This is a genomic window from Rhizobium sp. 32-5/1 (assembly GCF_029537235.1).
Classification (GTDB): Bacteria; Pseudomonadota; Alphaproteobacteria; order Rhizobiales; family Rhizobiaceae; genus Pararhizobium.
The window spans coordinates 444,716-457,724 of the sequence record NZ_CP120638.1 but is presented as its reverse complement, the minus strand read 5'-3'; the positions used below and the strand labels follow the sequence as shown (position 1 = coordinate 457,724).

Sequence of the window (13,009 nt, the reverse complement as noted above, 5' to 3'; positions counted from 1 at the left end):
ATGGCGTGCTCGTTCTGGAAGGCGTCGCATTTTTCAACCGTTTCACGGCTTGATTGAACGACCAGCATTAAAAAGGCCGGTTCCGGGGACAGCGGAACCGGCCAGCAGGGCCTTGGTCGGGGGACGGGGATTGGGGACTGACCGAAGCCCTTTCATCTGCGATCCCGGGGACAATTCGGGGTCGCAAATTCTTTGTCCGGGCGGGCGCGTTTATTGCGTGCGGACCGTACCCACTGCGACCGCCCGGCCATCCTGAAGCTTCACCCAGCGGCCGGAATCTTCCGTCGATTGCCGTTTGAGGAAGGTGTATTCGGTATCCGACCAGAGCAGGACCTTGTTGCGCATATTGTCGAGCACGAAATCGCCGCGATCGGTCCGCACAGTCAGCACGGCATGGCCGTCGCCATTGGGCTGCAACACGACGGTGATCAAGAGGTCGGAGGGCGAAAATCCGTCTTCGATCAGCTTCTTGCGTTTCAGCAGCACATAGTCTTCGCAATCGCCGACGTTGTCGGGATAGGACCAGCGCTCCTCGACGCCATAGATATCCTTATCGGTCATCGGCGTTATCGATTCATTCACGTCGTAGTTGACCTGAAGAAGCGTTTTCCATCCTTCGCGGGTCAGGACGCCAGGTCCGCCATGGCTGGCGTTCGACCGGCATTCCCGCGGCGTTGTCTTGCAGAATTCGTAATGTCCGACGGGCGGATTGGTCGATCCCGACGTGACCATATTGGCAGGAAAGGCCCAGGCCGTCTGAGCTGCCAGTCCCGAAAGCAGTGCGCCGAGCAAGCCGGCCTTCACGATTGTCTTTGCTGTCATTTCTTGTCTCCCCGTTATGGTTTGACAATGACACGGAGTTTTTTATTGCTCGCGAAAATCGTAAGTACAATTAAGTACAAAGTCAGCGTAAATAAGTATAAAATAAAAATAAAACTTGAATAAAAACTAAGCTGTATTTGATGTGATTTTGTCTAAAATTTTATCCTTGGTGCGTGGAGACGCAGGAGTTTTATCTTTTGTAGAGGAATTATCCAATTGATAAAACTGGATTTTATGGAGAGATAGCCTTTCCAGGCATCGAGTCGCCGCGCGTTTAATGAGGTCGATAGGCATGACGTTGGGGAGGCCGAGCGCGCGAGTATACACGACGTTTGGCAGATATCGTGCCGGGTTCTCAAAAAATAACCTGAAAAATAGTCGAAAAAATTTTAGTCCGTCATGAAAAAGATTGATTTTGGATTTTCCCGGCCCGCATTCGGGGCGCAAACTGGCTGATGCCGGCGCAAAACTGTTCCATTGCGATGCAGTTTGGAGCTTGGCCGCCTTTCCGCCGTCACGATGGTGAGCGCTCGCTGGAGCAATCAGGGCACTTTATCGCTTCACGGGTGGTAAAACGCAAAACCGCGTCGGGCTGGCCTGACGCGGTTCAAACACTATCGAGAGTTTGGAGAGGTCGAATAAATTACAGGAATTCGCGCAGGCTATCGCGCGTCTGGATGCCGAGGAATTCGATGGCCACGCCTTCCTGGAAATGTCGGACAACGCGCCCCTTCATGCTGCCAAGCAGGATCGCAGCACCCAGGGCAGGGCGTGTCTCTATATCGACGGCAGCGCCGGATAGCGAAAGGTCGATCAGTCGGCAGGAATATTTGCTGCCGTCGTCAAGCGTGATCTCGGTACGAACCTTGCGCGGCGCAAGGCGATCGTGACGACGGTCTTCGGGCAGGCCGAGTTCGTGCTTGTTGGCGATCCAGGTAAGCTGGGCCGCCAGCTTTTCACGCTTGCGGTCCGTCGCGTTGATCTGGATGACGAAGGCATTGTCGGCGAGTTTAGAGACGTTGCCCTCGAGGCGTCCGACATGATCGACATAGGCGATGATGCGTTCGCCAGCCCGTGGGCGTGCATCGCAGGTGAAGACGACGTCGCCGGGCGACATATCGACGGCAGTGCAATCATATTCGTCGTGATTGGCAAGCATGAGTCGGCCCGTCAGGTTGACGGAGACGCGTTGAAACGCACCTTCGTTGTGCTGCTTTGTGTCGGCATTCTGTGCTTGCTGAAACGAATACATGTTCACTCTGAAGAGACGGTCATCCAAGGTGGACCATACACTCATACGGGTTAATAGAACGTTTGTGGTTGTAGGCTCAATCCTGTCGTCCACCCTCGAAGACGCGCAGGTGCAGGACGCGACGGATGGCTTTGCCGATGCCATCGTGACGGTGACGGAGAGGTTCGCGCGGTAGGGCAATTTCCGGACGGTTCTGCAGGAACACATTGGTTTTCGCAGTATCGAGCACGCGGATACCGGAAAGGTCGAGATAGTTGACCGGGGTCGAGTTCATCCAGTGAGGGCGCGAGAGCGGAACAAGCGCGCCAATGACCCGGTCGATCGTTCCATCCGGCGAGCGCATGGGCAGAAGGACAATCTCCATCGGAAGGCGTTCCGCGGATCCGGCAAGCGCTGTTGCCGATAGGATGACCGGGGTCTTGCGCGTCATTACCTCGACTGCAATCCGTGTCATCCGGCTGGTCTGCTCGGCGAGCCAGAGCGCATCAAACGTGGTGCCGCGTAATTCCCGCGCGAATAGCGCGCAGATATGTGTTCCGGCCAGGCGAAATCTGATGGTTGTCCCCGCTGTGCGCTCCAGGATGAAAAGGTCTGGAAGGATATGACGAATGTCCGCCGGCTCGATCTGGCCGCGCCCCGGCACGTCGAGATGCCCGCGCAATGTGTCCCAGTATTGATAGAGGTGCATGGTCGTCTTGCTGCGCATTCGGTGTTCCATTTTTCAAGCGTCTGTACCTTCATGGCACAGGTGGCGCCCGATGAAGGGCGTTTGACTTCCACCACGCGATTTCCGTGCCAGCCGAAAATTAAGGTTAATGAATGGTTTAGATTGCCTGGTTCATCGCGCCGTGGCATCAACAGCCATCACTTCGAAGGATTGTCCTTCAGCACAAAATTCGGGCTCGGGGTAATGGGGCTCACCGGCCGTTCAGTCTGACTGGACGGCCTCTTTTTTGTGGATCGGTTCCGAGGCATTGCAGAACACGCAACCGTCGCTGTCGAGCGCAGGTCATATTTTATTAAGGTGATTCTAAAGAACGTCCCGCGTGCTGGACGTTTCCTATCGTCCCGCCTAAATCTGCGCGCAATAGCTGTTTAGGATGTTCTGTTTTCCATCCATCGAATGGATCGACCCTTGCGGTCGCAAGAGACAATCTCGGTGGCTGGCCCGGAAACCGGGTGCCAACCTGCGAAGAAACCGTGTGAGAGATGACCGATCAAAAGGGTGACGCCCTGCCGCCTGAAGCTCCGCCCTTGGTCTCAAGCGTGGGTCCTGCCGAAGTGGCGGTCACGCCGCCGGTGCGCGAACCGGCCTTCAATCTGCCCGGCGGACTGGTTGTGATCCTTTTCGTCCTCGTGGCCATCCATGCCCTTCGGACGTATATCCTTCCCGTGGCACTGGATGAAGAAGTCATCTTCAATTTCGCCTTTCTGCCCGCGCGCTATGATCATCCGCTGGCCGAGCAGAGTTTGGCCTGGTTGTGGAGCCCGGTCACCTATTCGCTGCTGCACGGCAGTTGGGAGCATGTGGTCTTCAACGGTTTCTGGATGGTTGCCTTTGGTGCGCCCGTCGTGCGCCGTATCGGCCTGCCGCGACTGGCGCTCTTCTGGTGTCTTTCAGCCGCCGCAGCCGTCGCGTTGCACGTCGCGTTCCATTGGGGCGAGATGACGGTTGTTGTGGGCGCATCGGGTGTCGTGGCCGGCCTGATGGGGGCGGCGGCGCGCTTCGTATTCTCACCCAGCGGCCGGATCAGCCGCCAGTTTGCCCATCTCAACCGCCGCCTGTCGATCGGCGAGGCGCTTTCCAACCGCTCGGTGCTGATGTTTTCCGGAATCTGGTTCCTGATCAATGTCCTGATCGGTCTCGGCCTGTTCGCCGTTGGCGGAGAAGGTGCGGTTGCCTGGGAAGCGCATATTGGTGGCTTTCTCTTCGGTTTCCTGCTCTTTGGCTTCTTTGATCCGCGAAAATAGCTGCGCATCCATCGCTCTGCGACGGCGCTTGATTTCCGGTTCCGGGTGGCGCACCATCGTGCTTCCGGAGGCAGGGCTGTGGGAACGCAGAGCCTCTGGATGCCGGGTACGGAACGTTGCGCGCCGAGGAGAAGCGCGCAGACATTGTCGGTCGCCGATCGTGTGATCCCCCAGGGATTTCACCGTCGCGGCTTGCAGGCAGGTTCAGCCGGCGAGACGCATGATGCTGTCACAATGGGAGATTTCGAATGTCTGTACGGCATATTCTCAATGAAAAAGGGCGCAACGTCATTACCGTCGGTCCGCAAATGACCGTGCGGGAGGCTGCGACGTTTCTGCATGACAATCATATTGGTGCGGTCATTATTGTCGACAGCCAGGGCGGGATTTCCGGAATTCTGACGGAGCGCGACGTTGTGGCCTCGGTCGCGAAATACGGCGCCGACTGTCTCGAAAAGCCGGTCTCGGATGTGATGTGGTCGAATGTGTATTGCTGTACCGAGGAAACCAGTGTCGACGCGCTGATGGAAATGATGAACAAACGGCGTGCGCGCCATTTGCCAGTCGAGAAGAATGGTCAGCTTGTCGGTATTGTTTCGATTGGGGATGCGGTGAAAATGCACATCCGAGCCATTGAACGCGAGTCCGAGCACATCAAGGCCTATATCGCCGGTTGACGGTTTTCGTGCGATCGAAGCGCTGCGCATCCAGACGGAGGCGCAGCCTATCTGATCATCACATCCTGCAAGCGTTTCAACTCGCTGAGCTTTGCCTTGGTTTCCTGGTAGCCGCGATCGATCGCTTCGCCGGCCCTATGGAATTCCGAAAGCCCTATATCGCTCAGCTTGGGATGAAGTGCCAGATCCGGTGGGTCGCCGGCAAGGCGCGCGCGGGAAATGCGGTCCTGGATGATATTGAACGCCTGCACCATCACGCCGGTCATGCCGAGCCGTGAGGTGCTGGTTTCCGGATCCGCCTTCTTCGAGGTTTCCATCGGAAGGACGCTGGCATTGTGCTTGATCACCGCCGAGCGGCCGTAGAGGTCGTAGTGAAGGTTGACGGCGACGACGAGCGGTTGTTCATAGGCGCGGCACACCGATACCGGCACCGGATTGACAAGCGCGCCGTCCACCAGCGTGCGGTTGTTGCACTTGATCGGTTCGAAAATGCCGGGCAGGGCATAGGATGCGCGGATGGCGGTGATCAACGAGCCCTGGCCGATCCAGACCTCGTGGCCGCTGTTGACTTCGGTTGCCACCGCGACGAAGGGTCTGTCGAGGCCTTCGATCGTCATGTCCTGCAGATGTTCCTGCATACGCCGCGTCAGGCGCAGGCCGCCGAACAACCCGCCGCCGCCGATGGCGAAATCGAGCAGGCCGGCGATACGCCGCATGGTGAGCGAGCGGGCAAATGTTTCGAGTTCATCGAGCTTTCCGGCAAGATAGCAGCCGCCGACCAAAGCGCCGATCGAGGTTCCGGCAATCATGCCGACATCGATGCCTTCCTCGTCGAAGGCGCGCAGCACGCCGATATGGGCCCAGCCGCGGGCCGCACCGCCGCCAAGCGCAAGGGCGATCTTGGCCTTGGCCTGTCTGGATTCAATGGGGGAGGAGGGGTCAATGTCAGGGATGGCCCACCCGGGGCCGAGGCATCTGCGGTCGTTCCGCTGCGATTAAATGTCCAGTTCAACATCCGGCACCTCCATGCCGCAGAACATACCGTCAGGACCGTGCACATGCTGCTGCGGATAACGCGTAAGCCATGCGATAGTTGCGTAGTCTGCGCTTTCGCGGCGCGGTCGGCTGTTTCCAGCGGAACCGCCCGCTTAATCAGATTACACGCCCAGTCTGGTTGCGAATTGGTGAATGGTGCGGAAAATTGAACCAAAAAGCATCAGATGCTTAATTTTTGCCGTAGATTTCGTCGGGATGGAAATGTTTGTCGTGATCAACAATGGTAAGGGCCGGCTTTCCATCGTAACTTTCAACGGCGCGATAGAAGCAGGAGCGCCGTCCGGTGTGGCAGGTGGCGTCGTGGCCGGCGACCCTGACCTTGAGCCAGATGGCGTCCTGGTCGCAATCGGTGCGGATTTCGACGACGCTCTGCAGGTTGCCGGAGGTTTCGCCCTTCTTCCACAGGCTCTTGCGAGAGCGGCTGTAATAATGGGCGATGCCGGTCTCGATGGTGAGCGCCAGGGCTTGCGCATTCATGTGGGCGACCATCAAGAGCATGCCATCGCCTGCATCCGTCACCACCGCAGTGATCAGGCCATTGCCATCGAAACGTGGGGTGAAGGCCGGTCCGGCCTCCAGTTCGCTTTTATCGCTGGATGGGGTGTCGAAGATGATGGACATGCGGATAAGCTCCGATTGTATCGGAGCCTACTTGAAGCCCCGCAGCATGGTCATGAAACGCGCCTGCTCTGAAGGCTCGCTCTTGAAGGCACCGGTAAAGGTCGTGGTCAGCGTTGTCGAGCCCTGTTTCTGGACGCCGCGCATCGCCATGCACATATGTTCGGCCTCGATCATCACCGCGACGCCGCGCGGCTGCAGCGTATCGTCGATCGCCCTGGCGATCTGCGCCGTCATGGTTTCCTGCGTCTGCAGGCGACGGCCGAAAATATCGACGACGCGGGCGATCTTCGACAGGCCGAGAACCTTGCCATTGGGCAGATAGGCGACATGCGCCTTGCCGATGATCGGCACCATATGGTGTTCGCAATGGGAGAAGAACGGAATGTCCTTGACGAGCACGATATCGTCATAGCCGCCGACCTCGTCGAAGGTGCGACCGAGAACGTCTTCGGCCGCGAGATCGTAGCCGGAAAAAGTTCCTTGTAGGACTTGGCGACGCGGGCCGGCGTATCGAGCAGGCCTTCGCGTTCCGGATCGTCGCCGGCCCAGCGCAGCAGGACGCGAACCGCATCCTCGGCTTCCTTCTGGCTCGGGCGGCCGTCGGGGAGGAAAGAGCAGGAAAATTCTTGACTATGGCATCCATGATGGCCTCTTGGCGTAACGCAGCGTTTATCTTTATCGGACAACTCGCCACTGGCCATCGACCCATACTTCCGGGCCTGGTTTCCGTCGGCGGGCTCCGGGGCTTTCCGATTGACCGAGTTCAAGGCTCGCAATCGTCCGGCACGGTTTCCCAAACAACAGGCGGGCATTCGCTCTTGCGAACCGCTCGCCTCCACACGACATAACATATAATATGCCGCGACACATCCGAAAGAGGCGCTTTGGGAGACAGTGTGTTTTTTTACAGGATACGATAGAAAATCATGCCCGGATCATTCAGGAACGCGCAATATCAACCGGATCACGCCAAATGATCGATGACATCTACAACAGCCGGATTCTCGAATTCGCCGGCAACATTCCCCTGACCGGCCGGCTGGACGATGCCGATGCCGAGGCGAGCGCCCATTCGAAACTCTGTGGATCGCGGGTGAAAATCTGGCTGAAGATGGAGGGCGACACGGTCAGCGACTTCGCCCATGAGGTCAAGGCCTGCGCGCTTGGCCAGGCATCCTCCTCGGTCATGGCGCGCCATGTCGTCGGCGCGACGGCCGGCGAACTCAAACAGGCCCGCGCCGACATGCTTGCCATGCTGAAGGCGGATGGCGAGGGGCCGGCGGGGCGTTTCGAGGACATGCGCTTCCTCAAGCCCGTCAAGGACTACAAGGCCCGCCACGCCTCGACCATGCTGACCTTCGATGCCGTCGTCGATGCGATCGGTCAGATCGAGGCGAAGCGGCTGGAGCCGGCGGGGTGAGGGGCATGCCGCAAGCACTGACCTGTCTTCGGGCAAGCGATGTGTAATCACGCCCCCGAACACAAGCATCAAGCCACCCCGCGCCCCTATCGCGGCCGCAATTATGATGGGCCGTTTCGCAAGACGCCCGGGCGGCTGTTGGGCATGGGGTTCATCCGGCTCTATCAGCTGACGCTCTCCGGTTTTATCGGCAATTCCTGCCGGCATCTGCCGACCTGTTCGGAATATGGCTATGAGGCGATTGCAAGGCACGGAATCTGGCCGGGCGGCTGGATGACGCTGTTTCGCGTGATGCGCTGCGGGCCGGGCGGCACGAGCGGGCTCGATCCGGTGCCGGAGGTTCTGGGGCAGACGAAACGCTGGTGGGCGCCCTGGCGCTACTGGTCCGTTTCGACGGCGGACAGGGGCTGAGACGATGGCCACGCATGTCGCGCTGCTGCATTCGATCGTGCTTGGAGCAGGCAAGCGGCTTGTCATGACCGATCTGAAGGCGATGGCCGAGGGGCTCGGCTTTGCTGCGCCGCGCACGCTGGCGGCGACCGGCAACCTGATTTTTGAGGCCGGCAATGAGGCGGTTCCGGCCATCGAGGTGCGGCTGGAGGAGGGGTTCCAACAACGCTTCGAAAAGCACGTCGATATCCTCGTGCGGACGAAAGACGAATGGCTGCGGCTTGCGGCGCAAAATCCCTTTCCCGATATCAAGGGCAGCCAGGTCGGCGTGCGCGTCATGCGCCAGCCACTGGCGGAGGATGCGCTGGCGATGCTGCGGCAAATCGCCGAGCCGGGCATCAGGCTGGCGCTGGTGGACGGCGACCTCTGGATCGATTTTGGCCGCGAGGCCAGCGAAACCCGGCTTTTGTCGCATCTGACGACCAAAAAACTCGGCATCGGCACGCTGCGCAACGCCAATACGGTCAACCGGCTCTGCCCGATGTTTTCGGACGTTTCCGACCCGGTCCCCGGTTCCGGGGAGACATGACGCGGGCCAGCGGGTCTTCCGGCCAGTCGTCGGCGTTACACATGGCGTGGTAATAATCCTTGCTGGCCTGCACGATCTCCTGCGGGCTGCGGCCCTCGTCCCGCATCGCCTCGTCCCCCGCATCGGCCATCCGTTTGAGGGCATCGGACAGGGCACGTTGGCGCGGATAGGTGAGCGCGCAGGGCGGAGTTCTTGTCATGGCTGCTGCCGATGTCCGCATCGGGATAGCGGCCGAGGCACTCTTTCGCCCGGCGGCAGCGCGGCAGGCGGCAGTCGGAAAACAGCCCGGCCTCGCTTGCTGCGCCGCGCAGATATGGCCGCAAGCGCCGATACATGCGCCGGTGGCGGCGTTCATCGTCGGAGAGTTCGGTCTCGTAAGCGTCCATCGGATGCCTCCTTCCTGCTTGCGGGCGGGGAAAATGCGGGCAGGGCGAAACACCCCGGAAGTTGCCCATCGGGTTTGTGAAATCAGTCCGGAGAACCGCGCGAAAGCGTTGCCTCTCTGGTGGAATGGTTTGTGTGGCTTCGCTTTCGCGCGGCCCTTGAGGCGTTCTTCGGAGGCGGTCCGGCCTCCTTCAAGCGCAAAACGGCTTCGCTGCACGATCTGACCGGCGCCTGTACCTTTCGGGAACAGGTGCGATCATCCCGCTTGCATGGCGGACCCAAACCGACCCCGCGGCCCGGGGAAGGGGAAGCCTGTCACGACGAAGGATGTCTCCTTCGCAGCGTTCCGCGTCTCTCTCGCCGCAGCCGTACGTTTCGACAGCAAACGAAAGCGCCTCCTCCCGCCCGCATCGACACGTTACGCGATCCGTCCGACGGCGGAAGGACGTTCAGGATAAGGCAGGTTTCGGGGGCGGGGAAAACGGGGATGATTTTTGGTGGGGCGGTCTCGCTCTGGCAGCAGATAGTCAATCGGCCCGGCCATACAGACCTTTTACCATCCTATGTGCGTCTTGGAACGGCCACACCGCCCCTTCGCTTAATACCAGCTTCAACTCTGAAAATGTCCGGCACATTGATCTTGCCGTTTGCCCGCTCTTCTGTAACAGCGATACTGTTCATCGCATCAAGCAGCGCCTCAGTGTTGTTGTCATCGGCCAGTTGTACGGGTGCGAGCCACCCACCCGCGTTTGCTTCTCTTAAAATTCCCTGTACAACTTTCGAATCCGCCCAAATGCGTAGCAACTCGCCGCGCTCGATGGGAACGAATTGACCCTTGAGTGCAGCTAGAGCTTCGTCGATCCACCGATAGTCTTCACGCAATTCCGCCAACCGTGTACTGGAGGCTTTACGGACGCCTTCAATTAGGCCCAGATGATCCACCGCTCTGTCGCCCGGAACAGGTTGGTGCTCGGATGCCTTCTGCCAAGCGGTCAAGAACGTTCGGGGCGAACAGGCATTTCTGGCATCGCTGAGGTGAAGCGGCACCCAAGTATAGACTCTGCCGCGTCTCGCGTCGGTCCCCATAAAAGGTCCTGCGATCTCGTTGATCAAATCCCTCTGGTCCTCTAGCGACCCGCTGCGTTGTTTTGCCATTGGTGCTAGCGCGTCCGATGCCTTGATCCTTCTCGCTACGGAAGTGAGTGCAGTCTTTCCCGAAGGGCTCCGCATGATTTCGAAGAAGAGCAATCCGAAGAGTTCATGAGGCTGCCAACTCAGATCGACGTGATCGTTCTGGATCTTTGATCCGTCCGGAAACTGGAAAATGCTTCGATCCGCGAACTGGTCGGGCCGCATAAAAATCTTTGTGCGGAGCGACTTGAATGACTTCAGGCCTACAGCACGACGCAGCAGCGCTGTTGTAAGCTGTCGTATGCGACTCCAATCCCCGGGGAGACGATCCAATGCATCGAAAAGAATTAATACGTTGGTACCCTCCTTTGCAAGCTGATCGTCGACGGACGACAGCGCGTCTTCGAACTCTCCGGGATTCTTTTGAGTTTTGCAAGCGTCTTGTCAAACTGCAGCGGTTCGGCAGCCGACCGAACATTTTGCACGGCCCTGAATATAACTGCGCGCCAGATATCTTCGGCAGAGTTCTTACCATCGAGGGCACGTTCGATGCTATCCGGGGTAGGTGCGATAAGATGGGCCTTTTCTGAGCCGTTGAACCCAATTACGACCTTGGTTTTCTTTAGTTGTGACTGCCCATATACATCTGCAACTCGACTACGAACCGTTGGGTCGATCAATGCATGGGTCCACAAGCTCTTCCCCATACCTCGATTGCCGACAACCAACTGCCGGCCCAGATCCAGAACAGATCGATGGCTCTCCGGCGTGAATACGCGATCTGGGCCTACTGTTTCATTGGGCTCCACTTTGCTCGCCGGGCTAAAGGAGGCCATGGTCTCCCTCAAAACCTGCATCTCGTTATTGTTGCGAGCTGTCATGTTGATGTTGTCCTAATTTGGCCAGGCAGGTTTTCCAGTGCCGCATATAGCTTGTCGAGGAACGGCCTGTAAGTCTGCTCGAAGAAAGCACCTAAAAGCTGATCTCCCCGCTGAGCGGGATCAAAGTCTAGAAATCGGCCGTCAAACGGAATGACCATAGGGTGGTGAGGCGCATCGGGATCATCGGGGGTAAAATTGATAGCTTCTACCGACTGCCCCTCCTCATCAATAGCGTCATACAGATTCTCTGCGAATAGTTCGTACAGGTTATCTGCATGGGCAGCTGCAGTTTCGCCAACCATGCTGGCTTTTGCATAAACCGGCCGAATCATAAGACGCCAATCCGAGGATAGGCCCAGTTGCACAGACCGCTGCGCCAAAAGGCGCAACGCAGCGAAGAGTGAGCGATACCCTCTGATCGTTTGTTGCTGGGCGGTTCCGAAGAACAAAACCAAAGCGCCCAAACTCAGGACAGCCGGCGCAGCGAGCTCAGCCATTCCGGCCCGACTGTCGATCAGCACGACATCGTAGGACTCCAAGGCAGTTATTCGGTCTATCATTTGGGATATCTGTAGTCCAACAGTCGCGACGTTTCCGTGCTCATCGACATCATCGGTCATGGCACGTGACAATTTAGCCAACACGTTGGCAGGATACTTGACAGAACTACTCCCCAATGCAGGCACTACGTCGACGCGCCCACCGCCCGATAAGGTGAGAGTACTCGTCCCTATGAATCGGTTAAGTGCTTTTGTTGGAGCACCGCCGATTCCGTTTTCAACCAAGTAGTCCACAACTCCAAACTCTGGAGCCCGATCGTCAGACAGCAGAAGGTCCCCCAGACCGGGAGCCTCTAAGTCGAGATCAACGACCAGAACGTTGTTCCCTCGGGCGGCGAGATCGGCGGCGGTGACGGTCAATGCAGTTGAACGGCCAACCCCCCTTCAAACTCGCAAAGACCACTCTGGGCGGCACAGCAACGGTCGAGACCGGCTCTGATAACCAACCGGCGCCAACGATGCGCCTGTCGATCATCCAGAATTTATGTCCGCCTTCGTCGACGAAGAGCCGGTCTTTAGCTGCAAGCAATCGAGCAGCCCCCGGCTCGTCGGCGAACACTAAAACGCCATCGGCGCGAGCATAAGGACCAAGAACCTGTTGCAATGTCTTGATAAGCGTCTGTGGGTCCTCTGCGGATTCTGCATCATTCGCAGCCACAAACTTCAGGTGGCCAACGCTATCCCGGACGATAACCCCGCTTGTTAGAGCAGCCGGTCCCCAGTGAGCCGATATCTGCTCGGCGATTATCAGAAGCGCTTCATCGAAAAAAGGGTATGCTCTCATAAATCGCCTAACTTGTTGACCAGGTCAGTCGCCTGCGCTTTCCATTTATCGACCCATGCAGCCTGAATTTGGGTTGTCGGTGCATATCGCATTTCTGTACTCCAGTTCTCGAAGACCCCGGAGTCCGAAATCCGTTTCAGCGCTCCCTGTAAACGACCATGGGCCACATCCGCGACCATAGTACGTAGGCTGGGAAAATGAGCGTAGAACGGGTCGTTCCGTTTATCGTTCGGGTTCGGCTTCATACCGCTACATGACATCATATGCTTCAGAGCAAGCTCTCCCGCTAGTCCGAATAGGTAGCCGGAGACCGCCCGACAACCTGGCTGTTCCCCCGGCTGCTCTTCAGCATAGAGCTTGAGCGCAGCCTTGAGATGCCGCCTCGCTGAACCAGCCATGTCATATCCATATGCCATCTTGACCCCGATCGCTTCACCGCCAATACATAACCTTACAAAGTGCCTTGACCAA

General features: G+C 58.1%; 13 protein-coding genes and 2 pseudogenes. 5 read left to right on the top strand and 10 right to left on the bottom strand.

Annotated elements, in window-relative coordinates:
* Window positions 1-210 precede the first annotated feature (210 nt).
* The 3 genes from P6U16_RS02330 to P6U16_RS02320 form a co-directional block, all read right to left on the bottom strand.
* The gene (locus tag P6U16_RS02330) at window positions 211-822 is read right to left on the bottom strand and encodes a transglutaminase-like cysteine peptidase (protein ID WP_277702476.1); all 612 of its coding nucleotides are present in this window, start codon (window positions 820-822) and stop codon (window positions 211-213) included.
* Window positions 823-1,465: 643 nt separating this feature from the next.
* On the bottom strand, window positions 1,466-2,074 hold the full coding sequence (locus tag P6U16_RS02325; protein WP_277702475.1) for a PilZ domain-containing protein: 609 nt from the start codon (window positions 2,072-2,074) through the stop codon (window positions 1,466-1,468).
* A gap of 76 nt (window positions 2,075-2,150) precedes the next feature.
* Window positions 2,151-2,780, bottom strand: coding sequence for a PAS domain-containing protein (locus P6U16_RS02320; protein WP_277702474.1), 630 nt, complete (start codon window positions 2,778-2,780; stop codon window positions 2,151-2,153).
* A gap of 503 nt (window positions 2,781-3,283) precedes the next feature.
* Between P6U16_RS02320 and P6U16_RS02315 the strand changes: the two genes are divergently transcribed.
* Together P6U16_RS02315 and P6U16_RS02310 are read left to right on the top strand one after the other, a co-directional pair.
* On the top strand, window positions 3,284-4,045 hold the full coding sequence (locus P6U16_RS02315; protein ID WP_277702473.1) for a rhomboid family intramembrane serine protease: 762 nt from the start codon (window positions 3,284-3,286) through the stop codon (window positions 4,043-4,045).
* A gap of 248 nt (window positions 4,046-4,293) precedes the next feature.
* Entirely contained in the window at window positions 4,294-4,722 is a 429-nt protein-coding gene (locus tag P6U16_RS02310; protein WP_277702472.1) for a CBS domain-containing protein, read from the top strand.
* A gap of 47 nt (window positions 4,723-4,769) precedes the next feature.
* On the opposite strand, the pseudogene P6U16_RS02305 reads toward P6U16_RS02310, so the two are convergent.
* The 3 genes and pseudogenes from P6U16_RS02305 to folE all read right to left on the bottom strand — a co-directional run bounded on the left by P6U16_RS02305 (window position 4,770) and on the right by folE (window position 7,100).
* A pseudogene (locus P6U16_RS02305) lies at window positions 4,770-5,737 on the bottom strand (patatin-like phospholipase family protein).
* 209 nt (window positions 5,738-5,946) lie between these two features.
* Complete coding sequence (gene hisI, locus P6U16_RS02300; protein WP_277702471.1) at window positions 5,947-6,399, bottom strand: phosphoribosyl-AMP cyclohydrolase; 453 nt, start codon at window positions 6,397-6,399, stop codon at window positions 5,947-5,949.
* 27 nt (window positions 6,400-6,426) lie between these two features.
* Window positions 6,427-7,100 (bottom strand): annotated as a pseudogene (folE, locus tag P6U16_RS02295) (GTP cyclohydrolase I FolE).
* Window positions 7,101-7,372: 272 nt separating this feature from the next.
* Here folE and P6U16_RS02290 point away from each other — a divergent pair.
* Genes P6U16_RS02290 through P6U16_RS02280 form a run of 3 tightly spaced genes read left to right on the top strand, consistent with a single transcriptional unit; the run spans window position 7,373 to window position 8,798 of the window.
* Entirely contained in the window at window positions 7,373-7,819 is a 447-nt protein-coding gene (locus P6U16_RS02290) for an iron-sulfur cluster assembly scaffold protein (protein ID WP_277702470.1), read from the top strand.
* 39 nt (window positions 7,820-7,858) lie between these two features.
* Window positions 7,859-8,230: a membrane protein insertion efficiency factor YidD gene (gene yidD, locus P6U16_RS02285; protein ID WP_277702469.1), complete on the top strand. Its 372-nt coding sequence runs from the start codon at window positions 7,859-7,861 to the stop codon at window positions 8,228-8,230.
* Window positions 8,231-8,234: 4 nt separating this feature from the next.
* Window positions 8,235-8,798 carry a DUF1697 domain-containing protein gene (locus P6U16_RS02280; protein WP_277702468.1) on the top strand — a complete coding sequence of 188 codons (564 nt, stop codon included), beginning with the start codon at window positions 8,235-8,237 and terminating at the stop codon, window positions 8,796-8,798.
* 945 nt (window positions 8,799-9,743) lie between these two features.
* Here P6U16_RS02280 and P6U16_RS02275 read toward each other — a convergent pair.
* The 4 genes from P6U16_RS02275 to P6U16_RS02260 form a co-directional block, all read right to left on the bottom strand.
* Window positions 9,744-10,538, bottom strand: a complete 795-nt coding sequence (locus P6U16_RS02275; RefSeq protein ID WP_277702467.1) for a hypothetical protein — start codon at window positions 10,536-10,538, stop codon at window positions 9,744-9,746.
* 122 nt (window positions 10,539-10,660) lie between these two features.
* Window positions 10,661-11,194, bottom strand: coding sequence for a hypothetical protein (locus tag P6U16_RS02270; protein ID WP_277702466.1), 534 nt, complete (start codon window positions 11,192-11,194; stop codon window positions 10,661-10,663).
* The gene (locus tag P6U16_RS02265) at window positions 11,191-12,114 is read right to left on the bottom strand and encodes a hypothetical protein (RefSeq protein ID WP_277702465.1); all 924 of its coding nucleotides are present in this window, start codon (window positions 12,112-12,114) and stop codon (window positions 11,191-11,193) included. Before P6U16_RS02265 ends, P6U16_RS02270 begins: the two co-directional genes overlap by 4 nt.
* A gap of 420 nt (window positions 12,115-12,534) precedes the next feature.
* The gene (locus P6U16_RS02260) at window positions 12,535-12,936 is read right to left on the bottom strand and encodes a hypothetical protein (protein WP_277702464.1); all 402 of its coding nucleotides are present in this window, start codon (window positions 12,934-12,936) and stop codon (window positions 12,535-12,537) included.
* Window positions 12,937-13,009 lie beyond the last annotated feature (73 nt).